The sequence below is a fragment of the Pseudarthrobacter sp. alpha12b genome, assembly GCF_054130495.1.
In genome coordinates this window covers 3,081,202-3,103,695 of sequence record NZ_CP196746.1, presented here as the reverse complement: position 1 = coordinate 3,103,695, position 22,494 = coordinate 3,081,202, and the positions used below count along the sequence as shown (strand labels likewise).

Here is a 22,494-nt window from a genome sequence, read left to right as displayed (position 1 = left end):
CCCCACCAGGGCCGGCCGTCGCAGTTGTGTCCCGTCCCTGCTACTCTCCTCCGGGGGGTCAACACGAAAACAGCCTGAAGGAGCCCGGGAATGTTCGTCAAAGTGTGTGGTCTCAGCACGCCCGAATCGGTCCGCGAAGCGGTGGACGCCGGCGCTGACGCCGTGGGATTCGTCCTCACCGCCAGCCCCCGGGTTGTCACACCGTCGCAGGCAGCCTCCCTGCTGGCCGGGGTTCCGGACAGCGTTTCCCCGATCGGGGTTTTCCGCGACGAGCCCACCGCCGATGCCATTGCCATTGCCCGCGCCGCGGGCTTGGAATGGATCCAGTTGCATGGAAACCGGTCACGCGCAGACGTGGCAACAGTGCACGACGCCGGCATGAAGCTGGTCAGGGCCATCACCATGGGTGCCGGCCAGGATGAGTTCGACGACTGGGGTGAGGACCTGCTCCTGATCGATGCCGCCGTGCCGGGCTCCGGTGAGTCCTGGGACTACGCCTCCGTGGCGGCCCTGCCCGTGCTCCAGGGGCGGAACTGGTTGCTCGCCGGCGGGCTCGAAGCGGCGAACGTGGGCCGGGCATCAGCCGCAGCGCACGCCTGGGGCGTGGACGTTTCCTCCGGCGTTGAAGCGTCCCGCGGCGTAAAGGACCTGGCCAAGATCCGCGCCTTCGTCCAGGCTGCCAAGGCGCCCGCCGCGGTTTAGCCGCCGTGGTTTAGCGGCCGCGGCTTGGCCGCCGCTGCCTTGAGTGGCCGCCGCGGGAGCGGGATCAGGGCAGGATCAGGGATGTCCCCCAGCTTTTTGTCTGAGGGGTGGGGGCACAATGGGTGCATGAAGACACTTCTGAACATCATCTGGCTGGTTTTCGGCGGCTTCTGGCTGGCCCTGGGCTATTTCCTCGCGGGCGTGGTCTGCTGCCTGCTGATCGTCACCATCCCCTGGGGCATTGCCTCATTCCGGATCGCCGCCTACACGCTGTGGCCGTTTGGCCGGATGGTGGTGGACAAGCCCGGCGGCACAGGCGTCTTCTCACTGCTGGGCAACGTGATCTGGCTGCTGGTGGCCGGGATCTGGATTGCCATTGGCCACGTGGTCACCGCGTTTGCCATGGCCGTGACCATCGTCGGCATCCCGCTGGCCATCGCCAACCTCAAGCTCATACCGGTATCCCTGATGCCGCTGGGCAAACAGATCGTGCCCACCAGCACGCCTTTTGTGAGCAACTACCCCGTCAGCCGTTACCGCTAGGCAGATTCATCGGGCCGCAGGGCGCGCAGCACGCAGAACTCGTTGCCGTCCGGGTCAGCCATGACAACCCACGTTGCCGCCGCACCCTGTCCCACGGAGATTTGCCGGGCCCCCAGTTCTTCCAGCCTGGCCACCTCGGCGTCCTGGTCCTCCGGGCGGAGGTCCAGGTGAAGGCGGTTCTTGAGTTCCTTCTGCTCCGGGACCCGAAGGAAGAGCAGGTCGGGCAGCACGCCGTCTTCGGCGCTGCCTGCCGGCGGTTCCAGCACAATCTCGTCGCCTTCTTCATGGGTGCGGCGCCAGCCGAGCGCCTTTTCCCAGAAGGCTGCAGGAACCCGGGGGTCGGTCGAATCAATGGCGAGGGCTTGGATACGCAGGCTCATCCGTGCAGTTTTGCATCCGGTTCCGGGATCCGTAAACCCGTCACAGCCGCAGCCCTCAAAGTGGCCGGAACGCCCCGTCCCGCAGGATGGCCACCGAGTCGCTTTGGTCCAGTTCAGCGGCGATGTCCACGTCCGCTGCGTAGCCCGCCCCGGACAGCTCCCGGCCGCTGGAGCAGTGCTGCAGTATTTCGCGAAGCCGCGGTTCGGCGGATTCGAAAACAGCCATGGCTGCCGCCGCCTCCGGCGCGTAGCCGTGCCTGCCGTCCCCGGCTTCGTAACCGCCCTTGCCGGCAGCCGCCAGCCCTGCGATGAAAGCTCCGGCCCCCACCTGGTCCTCCACGGCAGGACGGAGTGAGCCGTCCGGCCAGCGCTCGCCCGCGGCAACCACCGCCACCACGGCGTCCGCAGGCAGGTTGGCCGCTACCCAGTCCGCCGTGGCCGCCGCGTTCCGGAGGCACACCGCGGCCACCAGTGGCACCTCCTCCGCAAGCGCGTGGCACAGTTCGGAACCATTGGGGGAGGGCAGGACCACCCTTTCCAGCGATTCCGCAGCGCGGAGGCTTGCGGGGGACAGGCTCAGGCCGCCGCCCCCGCGGGGCCCGGCCAGCTGGGCGCGGTGGTGGGCGGCGAAGTCCTCCCCGGTGGTGTCCCGCCACCGGTAGGGGAAGACTTCCGCGCCACGGTCCAGCGCCACGCTGACGCAGGTGCTGAAGGAAAGGACGTCCACCACCACGGCGATATCGGCCCCGGACGCCACGGTCCTGGCCCCCTCCAGCCCCCAGTCCATCCTGACGGTGAAGGGGAGCTGCCGGTGCGCTGCATTGGCCGAGTACGTGTGCCGTGGGCTGGAACCGGGCGCGTTCACTTCAGTTCGCCTTCAAGGTTCCGGTGTGCGGCGTCCAGCCACAGTTCCCTGGCCCGCTGGTGGTGGAAGATGGGGTCCAGTTCCAGCAGTTGGCGGACGACGGCGGACCTGCCGGCCGCGAAGTCGGCGTCGCCGATGTGCGCGTAGTCTTTCCGCACCGCAGCAACGTAGCGGGCGTACTCCTCCGGTTCGCCGCCGAGAATTGAAAGGTCCGCGTCGCAGAGGAGGGCGCCGTCGTCGTCACCCGGCTCCGGCCGGTGGTCCGAGGTCAGGCGGACCAGCCGCGCCACCTCCGCCACCTCTGCTTCCGGCAGGCCGGCCTCCGCAAGCCGCCTCTCTGCGAGCCGGGCCGACTCCTCCTCATCCTGGCCCGCCGCGCCGCGGTACACGGCGTCGTGGAACCAGGCCGCCAGCAGCACCGTCCGCGGCGGCTCTCCCGGTTCGGTGAGCAGGTCCAGCGCTTCCAGCACGGAGAGCAGATGGGTGCAGCCGTGGTAGTGGCGGTGCGGTTCGCTCCACCGGTCCAGCAGGTCCAGGAACAATGCGTCGTGGCCGGGCATGATGGCCTCCCAGCGGTTCAGCAACGGGACCTTCAGCGATTTGTTGCGCCGGCGGGCCGGGATCCGCAGCCCGCTTGCAATGAGCCTGCGGACCAGCACCCTGCCCTCCACCGGAACCGCTCCCGCCGCCACCAGGCCATCGAAGCGGCGTTCCGGCACGTCGTAATGGTCGCCGTCAAACGCCCGTTCCGGGATCCCCGCGGCGGCAGCGAACCTGTGCAGCTCGTCCAGGGAGTTGTCCGAGACCAGATGCGAAAAGTGTGTTCCGTGTGCAGGCCACAGCGGCGGGTCGATGTAGATGGCCATGGAAGGAGTCTAGTGCTGTCCTTCGCCGGCACGCCGCGCAGTGCGGGGAGAAGCCACCACCTCCATGGCGCCTCCACGGGCCAACATAGTCCCGCATTTGCGGACTAGAATCGGCGAATGGCACTTATTCGCGTTTCTGAGGCCGCCCGATTCCTGGGCGTGAGTGACGATACCGTCCGCCGGTGGACGGAGCAGGGAACCCTCACCGCGCTCCGGGACGCCTCCGGCCGCCTCGCAGTCGACGGCCTGGAACTGGCAACCCATGCCCAGAAGCTCGCCCAGCTCCCCGACGACCCGAAAAGCGGCAGCAGTTCGGCGCGGAACCGGTTTGTGGGCCTGGTAACCAATGTCATCACGGACAAGGTCATGGCACAGGTGGAACTGCAGTGCGGACCTTTCCGGGTGGTCTCGCTGATGAGCAGCGAAGCCGTGCGCGAGCTGGGCCTGGAACCGGGGGCGGTGGCCACCGCCGTGGTCAAGGCAACGACCGTCATCATCGAATCCCCGAAGGGCCGGGTCACGGCATGAGCCGGCAACCCCTCCGATCCGCGGCTTCCACCCTCCGGGCCTCCGTCGTCGCACTGGCCGCGCTGCTGCTGGCCGTCCTGTCCGGCTGTGCCCCGGCGGGCAGCCCGGACGCGGGAACAGGTTCCGGCGGCGCCACCGCCACCGGTTCCGGCACCAAGCCGGCAGGCGCCATCACCGTTTTCGCGGCTGCCTCCCTTGAACAGGCCTTTACCGAACTCGCCCGCACTTTCGAAGCGGAAAATCCAGGCACCTCGGTCACCTTGAGCTTCGCGGGATCCTCCGACCTGGCCAGCCAAATCGACCAGGGTGCACCGGCCGACGTCTTCGCATCCGCGGACACGGCCAACATGAAGAAGGTGCAGGACGCGGGCCTCGCCGACGGCACGCCAAAGGACTTTGCCACCAACACCCTGGCCATCGCAGTGCCGCCGGGCAACCCGGCCGGGGTTGCAGCACTGAAGGACCTGGCCCGGCCGGGCATCAAGCTGGTGACCTGTGCCAGCCAGGTCCCCTGCGGGGCTGCCACGGCCAGGGTGGCGGCGGCGGCGGGGCTTACGCTGAGCCCGGTCAGCGAGGAAAACGCGGTCACGGACGTCCTGGGCAAGGTCACTTCCGGGGAGGCGGACGCGGGGCTGGTCTATGGAACAGACATTAAGGCCGCGGGAACCAGGGTGGCAGGCATCCAGTTCCCGGAATCGGGGAGTGCGGTCAACACGTACCCGATTGCGGGTGTGGCCGGCGGCCGGAACAAGGCCACCGCCCAGGCCTTCCTGGACCTGGTCACCGGCCCGGAGGGCCAGAAAGTCCTTGCCGTGGCGGGATTCGGCCCTGCCAATGCCCATTCAGGCAGCAAGTGATACGGCGGCCAGGGACGCCGCCCCAGGCGCGGCCGCGCACGCAAGCCGCGGCCTACTCCGGCGTCCCCGCCTGGGTCCGCGCGCTGGCAGTCCTGGCCGCCGTCGTCGTGGTGCTCCCGCTGCTGGCAATGGTGCTGCGCGTTGACTGGGGTCAGTTCATTCCGCTGGTGACGTCGGAGCCGTCCCTGACGGCGCTGGGACTGAGCCTGCGGACCTCTGCGGCGAGCACCCTGCTGTGCATCGTGCTGGGGGTCCCCCTTGCCCTGGTCCTGGCCCGGGACTCCTTCCGCTTCCAGGGGCTGCTGCGCTCGCTGGTGCTCCTGCCGCTGGTGCTTCCCCCGGTGGTGGGCGGGATCGCCCTGCTCTACACGTTCGGCCGGCAGGGGCTGCTGGGGCAGACCCTGGAAGTGCTCGGGTTCCGCATCGCCTTCTCCACTACTGCGGTGGTCCTGGCGCAGACGTTCGTGGCGCTGCCCTTTCTGGTGGTGAGCCTGGAAGGGGCGCTGCGGACGTCGGGCTCCCGCTACGAGGCCGTGGCGGCAACGCTGGGGGCACGGCCCGGCACCGTGTTCCGGCGCGTCACGCTGCCGCTCGTCCTGCCGGGCCTGGCGTCCGGTGCTGTCCTCTCCTTCGCCCGGAGCCTGGGCGAGTTCGGTGCCACGCTGACCTTCGCCGGCAGCCTCCAGGGGGTGACCCGGACCCTGCCGCTGGAGATCTACCTGCAGCGGGAAACGGACCCGGACGCCGCCGTCGCCCTGTCCCTGGTGCTGGTGGCGGTCGCCGTCGCCGTGGTGGCCCTCGCGTACCGGCAACCGGCAGCGGGCCGAACCGGAGCCGGAAAACGGACGGCGCCGCCCGCAACGGCAGGAGGGGACGCCCGGTGACGCTCTCCTTCCAGGCGGTCGTGGCCGGGCGGGGCTTCGACGTGGACCTGGCCGTCCGGCCGGGCGAAACCGTGGCCGTCATGGGGCCCAACGGCGCCGGAAAATCAACCCTGCTGTCAAGCATCGCGGGCCTCCTGCGGCCGGACAGCGGCCGCGCCGGACTCAACGGCAAAACCCTCTTTGACCTCGACGGCGGAAAGGGTGCCTGGGTGCCGCCCCATCACCGCGGCACCGCGCTGCTCGCCCAGGAACCCTTGCTCTTTCCCCACCTGAGCGCGGTGGACAATGTCTCCTTCGGGCCGCGCAGCGCCGGTGTCCCCAAGCGGGCCGCCAAGGAGCAGGCCCTGCGCTGGCTGGCCGACGTCGAAGCGGAGCACCTGGCCGGACGCCGTCCCGCCGAACTCTCCGGCGGGCAGGCCCAGCGTGTGGCCGTGGCGCGTGCGCTCGCCGCCGATCCCGCGCTCCTCCTGCTGGATGAGCCGCTGGCCGCCCTGGACATCCATTCCGCCCCGCTCCTGCGCCGCCTCTTCAAGCGGGTCCTTGCCGGACGGCAGGCCATCATCGTCACCCACGACGTGCTGGACGCCCTGATGCTCGCGGACCGTGTGGTCATCCTGGAAGACGGCAGGATCGCCGAGGAAGGGCCTACGCGGGCCGTGCTGGAACGTCCACGCAGTTCCTTTGCTGCCGGACTCGCCGGCCTGAACTTCATTCCTGGCGCCCTGGATGGCGCGGGGGTGCGCACCAGCCAGGGCCTGAGGATCGCCGGGCACGACGAGGAACCCGGCCAGCTGCCAACGCCTAGTGGTCCGGGCGTTGCCGTGTTCCCGCCGTCGGCCGTTTCCGTGTTCCTTGACGACGCACACGGAAGCCCCCGGAACTCGTTTGCCGTCACCATCACCGACCTCGAGCCGCACGGCGACCAAATCCGGGTACGGGCCGGCAGTCTGGCCGCCGACATCACCCCGGCAGCCTCAGCGGACCTTGGCCTTGTTCCCGGCATGACGGTGCACTTCGTGGTCAAGGCGGCCGCTGTGTCGGTATACGGGACGTAGCGCCGGTTCTGTACGGTGCGGGGTTGGGTGCACGGCGGGACCTCCGGCTCTGGACAGCCGTTTCGCCGTGGGCAAACATGGCTAAAGAACCTCGCGGCGCAAAGTTGAGCGTAGTACACTCAACTTAGTCAACCAGCCCCCGAAAGGAGCTCTCTTTGGACGTCAAATTCACCACCAAGAGCCAGGAGGCTCTTTCCGCGGGGGCAATGAACGCCTCGACGGCCGGCAACCCCCAGGTGGAGCCGGCGCACCTCCTTAAAGCACTGATGGACCAGCGCGAGGGCGTCGCCGTTGCGCTCCTCCGGGCCACCGGCGCGGACCCGGACGCCGTCAGCGTCCAGGCCAGCAGCGCCATCAAGGCCCTGCCCGCCACTTCCGGCGGTTCCAGCCAGCAGGCGCAGCTGAGCCGGCCCGCCCTGCAGGCCATCCAGCACGCCAAGGAGGAAGCGGACCGGCTGGGTGATTCCTTCGTGTCCACCGAGGTGCTCCTGGTTGGCCTCTCCGCCGGCAACGATCCTGCTGCACGCCTCCTGCGCGATGCGGGCGCGTCCCGTGAGGCGCTGCTCGCGGCGCTGCCGGGGGTCCGCGGCGACCGCAAGGTGGACAGCCCGGATCCTGAAAACACCTTCCAGGCCCTGGAGAAGTACGGCACGGATCTCACCGCGATGGCCCGTGCCGGCAAGCTGGACCCCGTGATCGGGCGCGACTCGGAGATCCGCCGCGTGGTGCAGGTCCTGTCCCGGCGTACCAAGAACAATCCGGTGCTCATCGGCGAACCCGGCGTGGGCAAGACCGCCGTCGTCGAAGGGCTGGCCCAGCGGATGGTGGCGGGCGACGTCCCGGAAAGCCTGCGCGGCAAAACGCTCATCTCCCTGGACCTCGGTTCCATGGTTGCAGGCGCCAAGTACCGCGGTGAGTTCGAGGAGCGGCTGAAGGCGGTCCTGGAGGAAATCAAGGGCTCCGAGGGCCAGATCGTCACCTTCATCGACGAGATCCACACCGTGGTGGGTGCCGGCGCCACCGGGGATTCCTCCATGGACGCCGGCAACATGCTCAAACCCATGCTGGCCCGCGGCGAGCTGCGGCTGATCGGCGCCACCACCCTGGACGAGTACCGCGAAAACATCGAGAAGGACGCGGCCCTGGAGCGCCGCTTCCAGCAGGTGTACGTGGGCGAGCCCAGCGTGGAGGACACCATCGGCATCCTCCGCGGCCTGAAGGAGCGCTACGAAGCACACCATAAGGTGTCCATCGCCGACTCCGCACTGGTGGCCGCCGCCACGCTGTCCAACCGCTACATCTCGGGCCGCCAGCTGCCGGACAAGGCCATCGACCTTGTGGACGAGGCAGCGTCCCGCCTCCGCATGGAAATCGACTCCGCACCGGAGGAAATTGACCAGCTGCGGCGCCAGGTGGACCGGCTCACCATGGAGGAACTGGCCCTGTCCGGCGAATCAGACCCGGCCTCCGTGGAGCGGCTGGCCGCACTCCGGGCCGACAAGGCGGACAAGGAAGAGGAGCTCTCGGCCCTGAACGCCCGCTGGGAGGCTGAAAAGGCCGGCCTCAACCGGGTGGGTGACCTCAAAGCCAAGCTGGATGAGCTGCGCTCCACCGCGGACAAGGCCCAGCGCGAGGGTGACCTGGAGACTGCCTCCCGGATCCTGTACGGGGAAATCCCGGCGCTTGAGCGCGAGCTGAACGCCGCTGCCGAGGCCGAGGCCGCCGTGACGGACAAGTCCGCGCAAATGGTGGCGGAGGAAGTGACCGCGGAGGATATTGCCGAGGTCATCTCTGCATGGACCGGCATCCCGGCGGGCCGCATGCTGCAGGGCGAAAGCCAGAAACTGCTCCACATGGAGGAGGAGCTGGGCCGGCGCCTGATTGGCCAGGCCAAGGCCGTCACCGCAGTGTCCGACGCCGTCCGCCGCGCGCGGGCCGGCATCAGCGACCCCAACCGGCCCACCGGCTCCTTCCTGTTCCTGGGCCCCACCGGCGTGGGCAAGACCGAGCTGGCCAAGGCGCTGGCGGACTTCCTGTTCGACGACGAACGCGCCATGGTGCGCATCGACATGTCCGAGTACGGCGAGAAGCACAGCGTCGCCCGGCTGGTCGGGGCGCCTCCGGGCTACGTGGGTTACGAAGAGGGCGGGCAGCTGACCGAGGCCGTGCGCCGCCGGCCGTACTCCGTGGTGCTGCTGGATGAGGTGGAGAAGGCCCACCCCGAGGTGTTCGACATCCTCCTGCAGGTGCTCGACGACGGCCGCCTCACCGATGGTCAGGGCCGCACCGTGGACTTCCGCAACGTGATCCTGGTGCTGACGTCCAACCTGGGCAGCCAGTTCCTGGTGGACCAGACCCTGGACGCCACTGCCAAGCGCAACGCCGTCATGGCCACCGTGAACGCCTCCTTCAAGCCGGAGTTCCTCAACCGGCTCGACGAAGTGGTGCTGTTCGACGCCCTCACGGTGGACGAACTGGCCCACATCGTGGAGCTGCACGTGGAAGAGCTGGGACGGCGGCTGCGCGAGCGGCGCCTCACCCTTGAAGTCACCGAAGGCGCCAAGGCATGGCTTGCACTGTCCGGCTACGACCCCGCCTACGGCGCCCGGCCGCTGCGCCGCCTGGTGCAGCGTGAGATCGGCGACCGGCTTGCCAAGGCCATCCTTGCCGGTGGGATCAGCGACGGCGACACCGTGGTTGTTGACACCGCCGCGGACCTTGGCGAACTCACCGAGGGCAATGTCGACGCGCTGACGGGTGCCCCGAGCTCCGGGCTCTCAGTGCGGCGGAAGGAATAACAGGCTGCCGTGGCCGGAGATGTGCTGCCCTGGCGGGTGAACCGTCAGGGCAGCACGCTTGCGTTGATCACGTTGCCGCCATCGGCCGTGACGTAGCAATCCACCCTGCGGTCGCCGGACTCCCAGCTTGTGTTGCTGGGGAAACTGCGCTGGTAGTTGAGTTGGAACTGTTTTGCCGCCGGGCTGAGTTTCGCTGCCTGGCAGACTTCCAGCGCCTTGGACTTGAGCGGGTCGGCTCCCGGATATTTGGCGCTGTCCGGGTAATGGAGGGTGGCTACCAGTTGTGCTGAATGGCCCGTGTCGCACGGCACCACTGTGGAGGTCAGGGCCTGGGGATCGAAGTCCTTGAAGCAGTCACCTACCGCGTACGCCGCGGGTGCAACCCCTTCCCTGGGCAGGGGCTGGGGTGTGGCGGGCGGGGTGACGGAGGTCTGCAGCACGCCCGGCGTTGCGCTCTTCGCCGTATCGGTGCCAGGACCAGAGTTCAGCCACACGGCGAGCCACACCAGTGAGCCTGCAACGGCAAGGATGACGACGACAAGAAACGCCTTCCAGAACGCCGGCCTCCTGTTAGCCCGCTTTTCCGGCTCGGGGTCCTGGCGCGGCCGGGCCCATGTGACGGACTCCGGGGCGGGGGCTGAACCACTGTCCCCGCGTTGGACTACTGGGAGGCTTCCGGTCCTCGGTGGCAGGGCCGGCTTCGGCGGGATGTCCTGGTGGTTCACGGGTGCGCATCCTCCTGGGTTTTGGTTCCGCGGCTCGCCAAAGGCCACACAAAATCGGCAGTTCTTAAGTGACTCTACCGAAGAAAAAACCCGGAATCCTGCGGGTGGAGGTGCGTCATGGTACCCCACGTGGCCGTCGGGGCCGGCAGGCGGCAAGCGGGGCCCGCCGAAAGCATGTAATCTAGGTGTACGACAAATTGACCAAACATTCCGGGGCCTCACCGATCGCCAAGGTGACCACCTCCGGTCCAAGTACAAAAGGGGGTCACGCCATGGGGCGCGGCCGTCAAAAGGCAAAAGCTACCAAGCAGGCTCGGGACATTAAGTACTACTCCCCGAACACTGACTACTCGGCACTTCAGCGGGAGCTGACGGGCCCGGGCAGCCGTTTAACGAGCCATTACTCGAATGAACCGGTCGAACCGGACTATTCGGCTTATGTGGATAAGTACGCGGATGATTTGGATGACGATGACGACGAGGTTGACAACCGTCGCATCGGCTAGTTGTCGCAAGTTTGCCGTGGCCAGTGGCCCGGCTGCTGTGATTTCCTTTTTGTAACCCGGTTTCGGGTGACCGCTTACATCACGGAGCCCGTTGCCGTACCGGATTACCGGTAAGGCAACGGGCTTTCCGTGTTTCTTTGGGCCCCGGGTTGGTAACGTGACCGCATGAGTGTCCGGACCACGTATGCCAACGGAGAGCCCTGCTGGGCCGATCTACAGACCCCTGATGTTGCCGCCGCCAAGGATTTCTACAACCGGCTCTTTGGCTGGGCTTACCAGGACTTTCCCACCCCGGACGGACGCAGCTATGCGCAGGCTTTTGTCCGCGGGCAGCTGGTGGCCACCATTGCACCGCAAAGCCCCCTGCAGTTGCAGGCCGGCATCTCCGCGAAGTGGAACATCTATTTCTCCGCGGGGGACGCTGCGGACCTGCTTGCGGAAGCGGGCCATGCAGGCGGCACAGCCCACTTCGGGCCGGAGAAGGTGGGCGACGCCGGTGTGCTGGGCTTCCTCGCCCCTCCCGGCGGCGGAACTACAGGTATTTGGCAGGCGGGAAGCCACTACGGCAGCCACCTGTACAACGAGCCGGGCGCGCTGGCCTGGGCGGAACTCATCACGCCCGAGCCGCAGGCCGCCGTCGGCTTCTTCCAGCAGCTTTTCGGGCACGGGGTCACTGAGTATCCACAGGACGACGGCGGCAGCTACAGTACGCTGCTCATCGACGGCAACGAGGTGGCCGGCGTCGTTCCTGCCGATGACGGCGAGGAGGCGGACTGGCAGATCTACTACGGTGTGGCTGATGTTGCCGCGGCCGCAGCGGCCGCCCAGGCAGCAGGCGGCCAGGTGGTCGTGGAGCCGGACGAACGTCCCGCTGACGGTTCACTGGCCACCATCAAGGACCCGCAGGGCGGCGTCCTCAACCTCATCCAGGCATGGGGTTGATTCGGCCGCATAAACACATCGAGTCTTAGGCGTAGGCGTTGACCAGGCGGACAGCGCCGCCGTCCACGCCCTTGGCGCCTTGGACGTAGTCCGGGCCGGACTTGGAGATGGAGTCTGAATCCTCGGTGACCGTGCCCATGATCCAGGACGGCAGGCCCCGGTCGTTCAGGCGCGCGACGGCGGCATCCGCGGCGTCGGGGGAGACGATGGCCACCATGCCCACGCCCAGGTTCAGTGTGCGCTCCAGATCGGCCAGCGGAACGTTGCCCAGTTCGGACACCAGCTTGAAGATGGCGGGCAGTTCCCAGGTGGCACGGTCCACCGTGGCCACCAGGCCCTGCGGCAGGACGCGGGCCAGGTTGGCGGCCAGGCCGCCACCGGTGACGTGGCTGAAGCCGTGGACGGCCGCACCGGCGCTGACCGGGAAGGTGCGGGCCAGGTCCAGGCAGTCGGCTGCGTAGACCCGTGTGGGTTCCAGGAGCTCCTCACCCAGGGTGCGGCCCAGTTCCGACACCTGGCGGTCCAGCGCCCAGCCAGCGTGGTTGATGACGCGGCGGACCAGGGAGTAGCCGTTGGAGTGCAGGCCGGAGGAGGCCATGCCGATCACGACGTCGCCCGCGCGGACGCGGTCCGGGCCCAGCAGTGCATCGGCCTCGACAACACCGGTTGCTGCACCGGCGACGTCGTATTCGTGCTCACCCAGCAGCCCCGGATGCTCCGCGGTTTCGCCGCCCACCAGGGCGGTGCCGGCCACGGAGCAGGCGGCCGCGATACCGCGGACGATGTCGGCGATGCGCTCCGGGACCACCTTGCCGCAGGCAATGTAGTCGGTCATGTAGAGCGGCTCGGCGCCTACCACCACGATGTCGTCAACTACCATGCCCACGAGGTCGAACCCGATGGTGTCGTGGATGTCCATGGCCTGGGCGATGGCAACCTTGGTGCCCACGCCGTCCGTGGACGTGGCCAGCAGCGGCCTCTTGTAGGTGAGCAGCCTGGAGACATCGTAGAGGCCGGCGAAGCCGCCCACCCCGCCGATCACCGAGGAGTTGTGGGTTGCCTTGACGGCATCCTTCATGAGCTCGACGGCGCGGTCCCCGGCTTCAACGTCCACGCCTGCGGAGGCGTAGGTGATGCCGGAGTTCTCTGCGGCGGTGTTGGCGGAAGTCATACGGAGTCCTTCTTGTCGGCGCGGGTGGCGGCGTGTACGTCGGGCACGAGGTCGGCTTCGGTCAGCAGGTTCTCGAATTCGGAGTCCGGGCCCGGATCGCAGCCGGTGGCGCCGGCCTTCTCCGCGGGGTCCTCGGTGGCGTCAACGGCCAGGGCTGCGGTTTCGCCGGGAAGAGCCGACGGGGAGGGCTTGAGGCCGCCCAGGTCGGTACGCTCCAGCAGGTTCTTTCCCAGCTTGTCCGCATCCGGAAGCTTAATGGGGTACTTGCCGGTGAAGCAGGCGGTGCAGAGGCGTTCCCGCGGCTGTCGGGTGGCCCCGATCATGCCGTCCTCCGAGATGTAGGCCAGGGAGTCGGCGCCGATGGCCTGGGAGATTTCTTCGATGGTGGCGCCGTTGGCGATCAGCTCCGCGCGGGATGCGAAGTCGATGCCATAGAAGCAGGGCCACTGCACCGGCGGGGAGGAGATCTTGACGTGGACCGTGGCGGCGCCGGCCTCCCGGAGCATCCGGACGATGGCCCGCTGCGTGTTGCCCCGGACGATCGAGTCATCCACCACCACAACGCGCTTTCCGCGGATTACGGACTCGAGGGCGTTGAGCTTCAGCCGGATCCCCAGCTGGCGGAGGGTCTGTGAGGGCTGGATGAAGGTGCGGCCCACATACGAGTTCTTGACGAAGCCGTGCGCGAACGGGATGCCGGATTCCTCGGCGTAACCCACGGCTGCGGGGGTGCCGGACTCCGGGACGGGGATGACGATGTCCGCCTCGTGGGTGTTTTCCCGGGCCAGCTGGCGGCCCATCTCCACGCGGGACTCGTAGACGGAACGGCCGGCGATGGCGGCGTCCGGGCGGGCGAGGTACACGTATTCAAAAACGCAACCGGCCGGCGTCGGCTCCGCGAACTTCTTGGACCGCACGCCTTCCTCGTCGATGGCGATGAACTCGCCCGGCTCGATCTCGCGGATGAAGCTGGCTCCCACGGTGGCCAGTGCGGACTGTTCGGAGGCGACAACCCAGCCGCGCTCCAGCCGGCCCAGGACCAGCGGGCGGATGCCGAAGGTGTCGCGTGCGGCGTAGAGGGTTCCCTCATCCATGAAGACAAAGCAGAAGCCGCCCTTGATCTTGGGCAGGAGTTCGGTGGCGGTCTCTTCGAGGGTCTTGCCCGGTTCACCTTCCAGCAGGGCGGTGACCAGGGCGGTGTCCGAGGTGTTGCCCTGCTTCATTTCGCCGGTGAGCTGGCCGCCGTTGCGCTCGGTGATCATTGCGTTGAGCTCGGCGGTGTTTGTGAGGTTGCCGTTGTGCGCCAGGGCCACGGTGCCGGTGGAGGTGGCACCCAGGGTGGGCTGCGCGTTGGCCCAGTGGCTGGCACCGGTGGTGGAGTAGCGGCAGTGGCCAACGGCCAGGTGCCCGGTCAGGGTGTTGAGCGTGGTCTCGTCGAAGACCTGGGACACGAGGCCCATGTCCTTGTAGACGTTGATCCGCTTGCCGTCGCTGGTGGCTATGCCAGCCGACTCCTGACCGCGGTGCTGCAGTGCATACAGCCCGTAATAGGTAAGTTTTGCTACTTCTTCACCGGGTGCCCAGACGCCGAAGACGCCACAAGCGTCCTGGGGTCCTTTTTCGCCGGGAAGAAGATCATGGGAAAGTTTTCCATCGCCGCGTGCCACTGATCGATTATCGCACGTTGTGGGGTATGACTTTCCCCCGCTTCAGTTTGTGACCCGGCTAGCCCTGGGGATCGGTATCCGGTTCCGAATCCGGGACGGCCTCCACGACGGCCCGCTCCTGCCGCCTCACGCTGCGCCGGTCCAGGACCAGCGCCAGCGCGGCGCCAAGGAGGGCGCCGGCGGCTGCGAACATCACCAGGAAGAATCCGAAGACGGCCCCGGGGTCGAACGTGGCATCGCCAGGCACCGCATAAGCAACCACTGCGGCGGCAACAATGCCCGCCAGTGCACCCAGAATCAAAAAAGGAACATATTTGGGCGCACGGCGGACGGTCACTTCGCGCCGCTCGGCAGGGGTTTCTTCAAAAGCCATGCCATCCAGCCTACTGCCCGCGTTTTTGGGCGCATAACGGGACGCCGGGCCCCGCGAAGTCCAGTTATCCGGCCAAAAACTCCACCGGGAAAGGGGCCGGGGGCTGATGCCCTCTCTGGGCCACAACTGATATATCTATTGACCCAAAGTGTGGCCACTGTCATATTTTCCCGTAGGCGCTATGTGCATCTTGTTGTGTATTACGCAATTGGCAGCGTCCAGCGTGGCGGCATGATGTGGTCCCCTGGCAGGGCATGTCAGCTAGATTGGCACTTGGTGCCGACTCACCGGATCCGGCCGGATCCAGGAAAGGAACACAAGAACCATGGTCCACAAAGTACAAGCCGTCATCGTCCGGGAGAAGAACGCCCCGGTGTCGCTGGAGACCATCCTGGTGCCGGATCCGGGTCCGGGGGAGGCCCTGGTGGACATCATCACCTGCGGCGTCTGCCACACGGACCTGCATTACAAACAGGGCGGCATCGGCGACGACTTCCCCTACCTGCTGGGCCACGAAGCCACCGGCGTTGTCAGCGCCATTGGCCCGGACGTAACGTCGGTGGCGCCGGGTGACCGGGTCATCCTGAACTGGCGTGCCGTCTGCGGTGAGTGCAGGGCGTGTGCCAAGGGCCAGCCGCAGTACTGCTTCAATACGCACAATGCCACACAGAAGATGACCCTCGAGGACGGCACCGAGCTTTCGCCTGCCCTGGGTATCGGTGCTTTTGCGGAGAAGACCCTGGTGGCTGCCGGGCAGTGCACCAAGGTGGACCCCGAAGCCGACGCTGCCGCAGTTGGCCTGCTGGGCTGCGGCGTGATGGCCGGCATTGGCGCCGCGATCAACACCGGTGAGGTCAAGCGCGGCGAGTCCGTGGCAGTGATTGGCTGCGGCGGCGTGGGCATCGCTGCGGTCGCCGGCGCCAAGCTGGCGGGCGCGACGACGATCATCGCCGTTGACATCGATGACAACAAGATCGGGATGGCCAAGTCCCTCGGCGCCACCCATGGCGTGAACTCCCGGCAGGAGGACGCGGTGGAAGCCATCCGCGCCCTCACCGGAGGCCACGGGGCGGATGTGGTGATTGACGCCGTCGGCCGCCCTGAAACCTACAAGCAGGCCTTCTACGCCCGCGACCTCGCCGGCCGCGTGGTCCTGGTGGGCGTCCCCACGCCCGAGATGACGCTGGAACTGCCGCTGCTGGACGTCTTTGGCCGCGGCGGCTCGCTGAAGTCCTCCTGGTACGGTGACTGCCTGCCGTCCCGTGACTTCCCCATGCTGGTGCAGCACTACAAGCAGGGCAACCTGGACCTTGACGCGTTCGTGTCCGAGCGCATCACCATCGACCAGGTGGAGGAGGCCTTCGGCAAGATGCACGAGGGCAAGGTGCTGCGTTCCGTGGTGGAAATCTGATGGCGGTCACCATTGAGAACCTGGTCACCTCGGGCACGTTTTCGCTCGACGGCGGCACCTGGGACGTTGACAACAACGTCTGGATCGTGGGCAACGACGAAGAATGCATCATCATCGATGCGCCCCACGACGCCGCCGCGATCATCAACCAGGTCCGCAGCCGCAAGGTCAAGGCCATCCTGCTCACCCACGCCCATAACGACCACATCGGTGCCGCGCGTGAGGTGGCGGATGCCGTGGGTGCTCCCATCCTGTTGAACCAGGAGGACCTGGTGCTGTGGGAGCAGGTGTACTTGGATGCCAAGCCGGACCACTACCACGCTGACGGCGACGTGTTCCAAGTGGGCGGGGCAAGCCTGGAGGCCATCCACACTCCCGGCCATTCGCCGGGGTCCACCTGCTTCTACCTGGAAAGCGAAGGCACCGTCTTCACCGGGGACACCCTGTTCAACGGCGGACCAGGTGCCACGGGACGGTCCTACAGCGACTACCCCACCATCCTGAAGTCCATCCGGGAACGGCTGCTGACCCTGCCGGCCGGCACCGTGGTCCGCACCGGCCACGGTGACAGCACCACCATCGCCGCGGAGCAGGAAACACTGGCGAAGGTTCCGCAGTAGCCAGCAGAAGATCTATGGAATATGCCAGTGAAAGGCGCGCCGGGAACACCCGGCGCGCCTTTCACTGGCTGTCGAACAGCGCAAGCCGGTAAGGAAGATGGACAATGAAGTTCGGGAAACAGCCCGCCCCCGTCGCGGACATCAATGAGGACAAGCTTGTAGTCCACAAGCCCAAGACCGAGGCGGCCGGCGTCAAGGCCGTCATGGTGGCCCTGGAACGCGCGGTGGCCCAGGCGGGGGTTGCCCGGACGGCACATTCCCTGCTCCGGCTGAACCAGCGCGGCGGGTTCGACTGCCCGGGCTGCGCGTGGCCGGAGTCGGACAAGAAGCGCAAGACGGCCGAGTTCTGCGAGAACGGTGCCAAGGCCGTGGCCGAGGAGAACACCCTGCGGACCGTTGGAGCGGAATTCTGGGCCAGGCACTCCATTGCCGAACTGTCAGGGAAGACCGAGTACTGGCTGGGCAACCAGGGCCGGCTGGCTGAACCGGTGGTCATCCGGGAGGGGGAGACGCATTACTCGCCCATCTCCTGGGCGGACGCGTTCGGGCTGATCGGTGAACACATCCGCGCCAGCACCCCGGACCGCTGCGTCTTCTATACCTCCGGCCGGACCGCGAACGAGACCGCGTTCCTCTATCAACTGTTCGCACGGTCGCTGGGGACCAACAACCTGCCGGACTGCTCCAACATGTGCCACGAGTCCTCCGGCTCCGCGCTGAACCCCACCATCGGCATCGGCAAGGGCACGGTGTCCCTGGATGACATCCATGACGCCGAACTCATCTTCGTGGTGGGCCAGAATCCCGGCACCAACCACCCCCGCATGCTGTCCGCGCTGAAGGAGTGCAAGGACAAGGGCGGCAAGGTGGTGGCCGTGAACCCGTTGCCCGAGGCCGGCCTGTTCAACTTCAAGGACCCGCAGACCGTTTCGGGCGTCGTGGGCGGCGGCACTCCGCTGGCCGACGAGTACTTGCAGATCAAGGTGGGCGGGGACCTGGCGCTGTTCCAGGCGCTCGGCCACCTCCTGCTGGAGGCCGAGGAAGCCAACCCGGGGACCGTCGTCGACCATTCCTTCATTACCGCGCAGACCGACGGGTTCGATGCCTACCGCGAGGCGCGCGCCACCCTGGACTGGGACGAGACCGAGCGGGCCACCGGCCTGACCCGGACCCAGATCGAAAAGGTGGCAGGGATGCTGGTGGCATCCAAAGCCAGCATCTTCTGCTGGGCGCTGGGCGTCACCCAGCAGCCGCACTCGGTGGACACCATCAAGGAGATGGTCAACGTCCTGCTGCTGCAGGGCAACTTCGGCAAACCCGGCGCCGGCGCGTGCCCCGTCCGCGGGCACTCGAACGTCCAGGGCGACCGGACCATGGGCATCTGGGAGAAGCCCAAGGAATGGCTGCTGGAGGCACTGGATTCAGAGTTCGGGATCTCGTCGCCGCGGCACCACGGCTACGACGCCGTGGAGTCCATGGAGGCGTTCGAGCGCGACGAGGTGGACGTGTTCGTTTCGATGGGCGGCAACTTCTCGCTGGCCTGCTCCGACACCGAGGCGCTGGAAGCCGGGATGCAGCGAATTGGGCTGACCGTGCACATCTCCACGAAGCCGAACCGCTCCCACGTGGTGCACGGCCGCACTTCGCTGATCCTGCCCACCCTCGGCCGGACGGACAAGGACGACAAGCACCCCAAGGGCGCCCAGTTCCTGTCGGTGGAGGACTCCATGTCCGTGGTCCACTCCACCCAGGGGCGCCTCACACCGGTCTCCGAGCACCTGCTTGCCGAGCCGGTCATCGTGGCCCGGATGGCGGAGGCGACCTTCGGCCCGGACCACTCCGTGGACTGGCGGGGCATGGCCGAGGACTACGATGTGATCCGCGACCACATTGCCCGCGTCCTGCCCGGCTTCGAAGACTTCAACGCCAGGGTCCGCACGAAGAACGGGTTCGTGCTGCCCAACCCGCCCCGGGATACCCGCTCGTTCGCCACGGACATCGGGCGCGGCCGGTTCACCGTCAGCCCGCTGGAATACCTCACCCCGCCGCCCGGGCACCTGGTGCTGCAGACCATCCGCAGCCACGACCAGTACAACACCACGTTCTATGGCTTGGACGACCGCTACCGCGGCATCTCGGATGGCCGCCGCGTAATCCTGATCCACCCCGAGGACCTCGCCGAATCCGGCTTCCAGGACCGGGAACTGGTGGACGTGGTCAGCACCTTCCAGGGCGTGGACCGCAGGGCGGACAAGTTCCGCCTGGTGGCGTACCCCACCGCAAAGGGCTGCGCCGCCGCGTACTTCCCGGAGGCCAACGCACTGGTCCACAAGGAGAACGTGGCCCGCGTGTCCAACACCCCCGGCTTCAAGGCCATGTTCGTCCGCTTCGAGCCCCACAAGGCTGCCGCGGCGGTGGCCCGGGCGTCAGCAGGGGAGCTGGCAGGGACGCCGGCTTAGCCGCGCGATTACATTCCACAACAACGGGCCCGCGACGGCGGCACACCGGTAGCCCGGTGTGCCGCCGTTCTGATGCTGGTGGGTGGCGGTTTTTGTGGCGTGGGGCGCCGCGGTCCGACGCTTTTTCGTCATATCCGAAATTGATTGACAGCCCAGCGTGGCAGGAGTCACACTGTTGCATATGGTGATCGGTGTTGCGTTAGGTGCTTCCAGTTTCCTTCTGGAGTCGTCGCTTCTGTTGCTGATGGACCTCCCCACATTCAGGAACAGAACGTCTTGGACACCCCGTGTTGCCCCATCTGCTCCGTAATCACCGCAAATCGCTCATTACCCAGCCCTACCGGGAGGAAACACAATGACTACCTCAGTGAACGCGCCCCTCAGCGCACGCGGAAAGCTCGCCTCAGCAATGCCTGCCGAGCAGCTGGCTGAAATTACCGAGCTGTTCGCCTTGCGGCGCACTGGCTACTCCCTCGATGCCCCGTTCTACACCGATCCGACAATCTTCAAGCTCGACATGGAGGCCATCTTCGGCCAGCACTGGATCTTTGCCGGCAGCGTTGCCGAGCTGCCGGAGCCGGGCGACTACATCACGGTCGACTACGGCCCCTACTCCCTGATCGTGCTGCGAACCGACGAGGGTGACGTCAACGTCCTGCACAACGTCTGCCGCCACCGCGGTGCACGTGTCCTGACCGAAGCTGCCGGTTCCACCGGAAACCTGGTCTGCGGCTATCACTCCTGGACCTATTCCCCCGAGGGCAACCTGATCCACGCCTCTGCCCCCGGCGAAGCCAAGTTCGACAAGAACTGCTTTGCGCTCAAGCGCGCCCACAGCCGCGAGGTTGCCGGGCTCATTTTCGTCTGCATCGCTGACCAACCCCCCGCAGATTTCGACGAGACCGCCAAGATCTTCGAGCCCTACCTCGCACCCCACGACCTGTCCAAGACGAAGATTGCCTACCAGCAGAACATCATCGAAGAGGGCAACTGGAAGCTGGTCATGGAGAACAACCGTGAGTGCTACCACTGCGACGGGCACCCGGAACTCGCCTGCTCCCTCTTCCCCACCTGGGGCCTGACGGAAGGCCTGATCCCCACCCACCTCGAAGAGGTGTGGGACCGCAACAAGGAAGCCCAGTCCTCGCTCGAGGAGCGGTGCCGCCGCTACGGCCTCCCCTACGAGGTAGTCGAGGAACTGGACACGCGCATCGCGGGCATCCGAATTTCCCGGGAATCCCTTGACGGAGAAGGCGAATCGTTCTCGGCCGACGGCCGCAGGCTTTCCAAGAAGCTGCTCGGGGACCTGCGGGACTTCCGCCTGGGCCGCTGCTCCATGCACCTGCAGCCCAACAGTTGGTTCCACTTCCTGGGCGACCACGTCATCACGTTCGGCGTCTTCCCCATCAACGAGCACCAGTCCCTGGTCCGCACCACCTGGCTTGTGGCCGACGACGCCGAGGAAGGCGTCGACTACGACCTCGACAAGCTCACCTACACCTGGAAGCAGACCAACATCCAGGACAAGGCATTCGTTGAGCTGTGCCAGCAGGGTGCCGCCAGCCCCGCCTACGAACCTGGCCCCTACATGAAGAGCGAATACCAGGTGGAGGCCTTCATCAACTGGTACGTCCAGCGGGTGCAGGAGCACTTGGCATGATTGAGGTCCTCACTGAGACGCCCGTCCAGGAACCACAGCGCATCCGCGGCCTTGAAATGCCGTGGAACCGGGTGATGGGCAGCATCGAAGGACCGGCCAGCGCGGCCAAGGCCCTGGGCCCGTGGCATCCGCAGGAGTTCATGGCCGAATGCGTCGAGACCGTTCCCGAAGCGGGCGGCATGATGACGTTCGTGTTCCGCCGCTGCGACGGTGCCCCGCTGGCGTTCCGTCCAGGCCAGTACGTGAACATCGCCTTCCCCGTATACGGCGAGGACCAGGAACCGGTGGACCGCAGCTACTCGCTGTCCAGTTCGCCCACGGAACCGTGGACCTTCAGCGTCACCGTCAAGCGCGACGCCGGCGGGCTGGTTTCACCCTGGGTGCACCAGAATGTCCGGCCCGGCGCCGTCCTGGACATGCTGGGACCTGTGGGGGCATTCCACCTGCCTGACGCCGACCGGCGCGCCCGGTACCTCTTCCTGGCCGCCGGCGCCGGCATCACGCCCATCATGTCGATGGTGCGGACCATCCACTCCCTGCCGGGAACGGCCGACGTGGTGGTGCTGTACCACGGCGCGGAAGCCGGCGGCTTTGCCTTCCACCGGGAGCTGGCCTACATCGCTTCCGTGGACTCGCGCATCAAGGTCTTCTACGCTCTGGGCGACCGCGGCAGGCCCGAGGACTGGGAAGGCTTCAGCGGACGGCTGACCTCAGCCATGATCGATGAGGTGGCGCCCGACGCCAACGGCCGCCAGGTCTACGCCTGCGGACCCGAGGGGTACCTGAACACCGCCACTGAACTGCTCGCGAGCGTGGGCGTCGACGACACTTCCATCTACATGGAGTTCTTCTCCGGGGACCGGCAGACCCTCCTTGAATACCAGGCCGAGCTCGCCCTGGCGGCGGACATCGCCGGGGAGATCGCCGAGGACATTGCCGAGTCCGCCGAGGACTACTTCGAAAGCCAGCCTGCGGCGTTCGGGATGTACGAGCCCGGCTACGACGAGGATGGAACCCTGCAGGCCACGGGACTCGCGCTGGAAGCCGCCACCCCGGAAGCCGCCGCCGGCACCCCGGCTGTGGCCCCGGAGGCGCAGACCCCCGACGCCTCAAGCTTCGACACCGTGGGAACGGGCAGCCTTACCCTGTCCTTCATGCGCACCGGGATCAACGTGCGGATCGACCCGGAGGAGCACATCCTTGAGGTCGCCCAGCGCGCCGGTGTCCGGATCGGTGCCAACTGCAAAGAAGGCATGTGCGGCTCCTGCAAGGTGGTCAAGCTGTCCGGGGAGATTGACATGAACCACCAGGGCGGAATCCGCAAACGGGAAATTGATGCCGGCAAGTTCCTTCCCTGCTGCTCCACAGCGCGCACCGACATGGTGATCGACGCGTAGCCACCCGCTCAAGCGGTGGGCGCACCCAAGATTCACCGCAAGTGAAAAGTAAGACCACACGGAAGGCCTGAGGCACACAGCGTCA

The 22,494-nt window shown here is 67.0% G+C and carries 21 protein-coding genes; 14 read left to right on the top strand and 7 right to left on the bottom strand.

Features of this window, described 5'->3' with window-relative positions; all coding sequences use genetic code 11:
* The first annotated feature begins 90 nt into the window (after positions 1 to 90).
* Together ACTAQI_RS14410 and ACTAQI_RS14405 are read left to right on the top strand one after the other, a co-directional pair.
* Positions 91 to 702, top strand: a complete 612-nt coding sequence (locus ACTAQI_RS14410; RefSeq protein ID WP_457946755.1) for a phosphoribosylanthranilate isomerase — start codon at positions 91 to 93, stop codon at positions 700 to 702.
* Positions 703 to 828: 126 nt separating this feature from the next.
* A complete protein-coding gene (locus ACTAQI_RS14405; protein WP_457946754.1) occupies positions 829 to 1,245 on the top strand; it encodes a YccF domain-containing protein in 417 nt (138 codons plus the stop codon).
* Here the strand turns inward: ACTAQI_RS14405 and ACTAQI_RS14400 are convergent.
* Genes ACTAQI_RS14400 through ACTAQI_RS14390 form a run of 3 tightly spaced genes read right to left on the bottom strand, consistent with a single transcriptional unit; the run spans position 1,242 to position 3,356 of the window.
* Entirely contained in the window at positions 1,242 to 1,625 is a 384-nt protein-coding gene (locus tag ACTAQI_RS14400; protein WP_457946753.1) for a VOC family protein, read from the bottom strand. The two genes, ACTAQI_RS14405 and ACTAQI_RS14400, sit on opposite strands and share 4 nt — an antisense overlap.
* A gap of 55 nt (positions 1,626 to 1,680) precedes the next feature.
* Positions 1,681 to 2,490, bottom strand: a complete 810-nt coding sequence (locus ACTAQI_RS14395; RefSeq protein ID WP_457946751.1) for a 2-phosphosulfolactate phosphatase — start codon at positions 2,488 to 2,490, stop codon at positions 1,681 to 1,683.
* Entirely contained in the window at positions 2,487 to 3,356 is an 870-nt protein-coding gene (locus tag ACTAQI_RS14390) for a DUF4031 domain-containing protein (protein WP_457946749.1), read from the bottom strand. The genes ACTAQI_RS14395 and ACTAQI_RS14390 overlap by 4 nt, the downstream gene beginning before the upstream one ends.
* A 117-nt stretch (positions 3,357 to 3,473) precedes the next feature.
* Between ACTAQI_RS14390 and ACTAQI_RS14385 the strand changes: the two genes are divergently transcribed.
* From ACTAQI_RS14385 to clpB, 5 genes are all read left to right on the top strand, one after another.
* The gene (locus ACTAQI_RS14385) at positions 3,474 to 3,884 is read left to right on the top strand and encodes a TOBE domain-containing protein (protein ID WP_457946748.1); all 411 of its coding nucleotides are present in this window, start codon (positions 3,474 to 3,476) and stop codon (positions 3,882 to 3,884) included.
* Positions 3,881 to 4,741, top strand: a complete 861-nt coding sequence (gene modA / locus ACTAQI_RS14380) for a molybdate ABC transporter substrate-binding protein (RefSeq protein WP_457946746.1) — start codon at positions 3,881 to 3,883, stop codon at positions 4,739 to 4,741. Before ACTAQI_RS14385 ends, modA begins: the two co-directional genes overlap by 4 nt.
* Complete coding sequence (locus ACTAQI_RS14375) at positions 4,738 to 5,625, top strand: ABC transporter permease (protein WP_457946744.1); 888 nt, start codon at positions 4,738 to 4,740, stop codon at positions 5,623 to 5,625. Before modA ends, ACTAQI_RS14375 begins: the two co-directional genes overlap by 4 nt.
* A complete protein-coding gene (locus ACTAQI_RS14370; RefSeq protein ID WP_457946742.1) occupies positions 5,622 to 6,680 on the top strand; it encodes a sulfate/molybdate ABC transporter ATP-binding protein in 1,059 nt (352 codons plus the stop codon). The genes ACTAQI_RS14375 and ACTAQI_RS14370 overlap by 4 nt, the downstream gene beginning before the upstream one ends.
* Before the next feature lie 155 nt (positions 6,681 to 6,835).
* Positions 6,836 to 9,478 (top strand): ATP-dependent chaperone ClpB, encoded by a 2,643-nt coding sequence (clpB, locus tag ACTAQI_RS14365; protein ID WP_457946740.1) that lies wholly within the window; start codon positions 6,836 to 6,838, stop codon positions 9,476 to 9,478.
* Positions 9,479 to 9,522: 44 nt separating this feature from the next.
* Here clpB and ACTAQI_RS14360 read toward each other — a convergent pair whose 3' ends face one another.
* Entirely contained in the window at positions 9,523 to 10,203 is a 681-nt protein-coding gene (locus ACTAQI_RS14360; RefSeq protein ID WP_457946739.1) for a septum formation family protein, read from the bottom strand.
* 272 nt (positions 10,204 to 10,475) lie between these two features.
* Between ACTAQI_RS14360 and ACTAQI_RS14355 the strand changes: the two genes are divergently transcribed.
* Positions 10,476 to 10,709 (top strand): DUF3073 domain-containing protein, encoded by a 234-nt coding sequence (locus tag ACTAQI_RS14355; protein WP_457951065.1) that lies wholly within the window; start codon positions 10,476 to 10,478, stop codon positions 10,707 to 10,709.
* 165 nt (positions 10,710 to 10,874) lie between these two features.
* On the top strand, positions 10,875 to 11,651 hold the full coding sequence (locus tag ACTAQI_RS14350; protein ID WP_457946738.1) for a VOC family protein: 777 nt from the start codon (positions 10,875 to 10,877) through the stop codon (positions 11,649 to 11,651).
* Between the two features lie 25 nt (positions 11,652 to 11,676).
* Here ACTAQI_RS14350 and purM read toward each other — a convergent pair whose 3' ends face one another.
* From purM to ACTAQI_RS14335, 3 genes are read right to left on the bottom strand one after another with little or no spacing between them, the layout of a single operon-like run.
* Positions 11,677 to 12,822 (bottom strand): phosphoribosylformylglycinamidine cyclo-ligase, encoded by a 1,146-nt coding sequence (gene purM / locus ACTAQI_RS14345; protein WP_457946737.1) that lies wholly within the window; start codon positions 12,820 to 12,822, stop codon positions 11,677 to 11,679.
* On the bottom strand, positions 12,819 to 14,489 hold the full coding sequence (gene purF, locus ACTAQI_RS14340) for an amidophosphoribosyltransferase (RefSeq protein WP_457946736.1): 1,671 nt from the start codon (positions 14,487 to 14,489) through the stop codon (positions 12,819 to 12,821). The genes purM and purF overlap by 4 nt, the downstream gene beginning before the upstream one ends.
* Positions 14,490 to 14,547: 58 nt before the next feature.
* The gene (locus tag ACTAQI_RS14335; protein ID WP_457946735.1) at positions 14,548 to 14,862 is read right to left on the bottom strand and encodes a hypothetical protein; all 315 of its coding nucleotides are present in this window, start codon (positions 14,860 to 14,862) and stop codon (positions 14,548 to 14,550) included.
* A gap of 325 nt (positions 14,863 to 15,187) precedes the next feature.
* Here ACTAQI_RS14335 and ACTAQI_RS14330 point away from each other — a divergent pair, with 325 nt between their 5' ends.
* The 5 genes from ACTAQI_RS14330 to ACTAQI_RS14310 all read left to right on the top strand — a co-directional run bounded on the left by ACTAQI_RS14330 (position 15,188) and on the right by ACTAQI_RS14310 (position 22,409).
* Positions 15,188 to 16,273 carry an S-(hydroxymethyl)mycothiol dehydrogenase gene (locus tag ACTAQI_RS14330; RefSeq protein WP_457946734.1) on the top strand — a complete coding sequence of 362 codons (1,086 nt, stop codon included), beginning with the start codon at positions 15,188 to 15,190 and terminating at the stop codon, positions 16,271 to 16,273.
* Positions 16,273 to 16,893, top strand: a complete 621-nt coding sequence (locus ACTAQI_RS14325) for an MBL fold metallo-hydrolase (RefSeq protein ID WP_457946733.1) — start codon at positions 16,273 to 16,275, stop codon at positions 16,891 to 16,893. The genes ACTAQI_RS14330 and ACTAQI_RS14325 overlap by 1 nt, the downstream gene beginning before the upstream one ends.
* A gap of 104 nt (positions 16,894 to 16,997) precedes the next feature.
* The gene (locus ACTAQI_RS14320; RefSeq protein ID WP_457946732.1) at positions 16,998 to 19,352 is read left to right on the top strand and encodes an FdhF/YdeP family oxidoreductase; all 2,355 of its coding nucleotides are present in this window, start codon (positions 16,998 to 17,000) and stop codon (positions 19,350 to 19,352) included.
* A 355-nt stretch (positions 19,353 to 19,707) separates the two neighbouring features.
* A complete protein-coding gene (locus ACTAQI_RS14315; protein ID WP_457946731.1) occupies positions 19,708 to 21,012 on the top strand; it encodes an aromatic ring-hydroxylating oxygenase subunit alpha in 1,305 nt (434 codons plus the stop codon).
* Entirely contained in the window at positions 21,009 to 22,409 is a 1,401-nt protein-coding gene (locus tag ACTAQI_RS14310; RefSeq protein ID WP_457946730.1) for a ferredoxin reductase, read from the top strand. The genes ACTAQI_RS14315 and ACTAQI_RS14310 overlap by 4 nt, the downstream gene beginning before the upstream one ends.
* Positions 22,410 to 22,494 lie beyond the last annotated feature (85 nt).

Bases quoted from the DNA above. Each gene is read 5' to 3' on its own strand.
- ACTAQI_RS14320 (WP_457946732.1), top strand. From the start codon at position 16,998: ATGAAGTTCGGGAAACAGCCCGCCCCCGTCGCGGACATCAATGAGGAC.
- ACTAQI_RS14335 (WP_457946735.1), bottom strand. From the start codon at position 14,862: ATGGCTTTTGAAGAAACCCCTGCCGAGCGGCGCGAAGTGACCGTCCGC.
- ACTAQI_RS14310 (WP_457946730.1), top strand. From the start codon at position 21,009: ATGATTGAGGTCCTCACTGAGACGCCCGTCCAGGAACCACAGCGCATC.
- ACTAQI_RS14325 (WP_457946733.1), top strand. From the start codon at position 16,273: ATGGCGGTCACCATTGAGAACCTGGTCACCTCGGGCACGTTTTCGCTC.
- ACTAQI_RS14350 (WP_457946738.1), top strand. From the start codon at position 10,875: ATGAGTGTCCGGACCACGTATGCCAACGGAGAGCCCTGCTGGGCCGAT.
- ACTAQI_RS14410 (WP_457946755.1), top strand. From the start codon at position 91: ATGTTCGTCAAAGTGTGTGGTCTCAGCACGCCCGAATCGGTCCGCGAA.
- ACTAQI_RS14355 (WP_457951065.1), top strand. From the start codon at position 10,476: ATGGGGCGCGGCCGTCAAAAGGCAAAAGCTACCAAGCAGGCTCGGGAC.
- ACTAQI_RS14390 (WP_457946749.1), bottom strand. From the start codon at position 3,356: ATGGCCATCTACATCGACCCGCCGCTGTGGCCTGCACACGGAACACAC.
- ACTAQI_RS14405 (WP_457946754.1), top strand. From the start codon at position 829: ATGAAGACACTTCTGAACATCATCTGGCTGGTTTTCGGCGGCTTCTGG.
- ACTAQI_RS14400 (WP_457946753.1), bottom strand. From the start codon at position 1,625: ATGAGCCTGCGTATCCAAGCCCTCGCCATTGATTCGACCGACCCCCGG.
- ACTAQI_RS14315 (WP_457946731.1), top strand. From the start codon at position 19,708: ATGACTACCTCAGTGAACGCGCCCCTCAGCGCACGCGGAAAGCTCGCC.
- purM (WP_457946737.1), bottom strand. From the start codon at position 12,822: ATGACTTCCGCCAACACCGCCGCAGAGAACTCCGGCATCACCTACGCC.
- modA (WP_457946746.1), top strand. From the start codon at position 3,881: ATGAGCCGGCAACCCCTCCGATCCGCGGCTTCCACCCTCCGGGCCTCC.
- ACTAQI_RS14330 (WP_457946734.1), top strand. From the start codon at position 15,188: ATGGTCCACAAAGTACAAGCCGTCATCGTCCGGGAGAAGAACGCCCCG.
- ACTAQI_RS14385 (WP_457946748.1), top strand. From the start codon at position 3,474: ATGGCACTTATTCGCGTTTCTGAGGCCGCCCGATTCCTGGGCGTGAGT.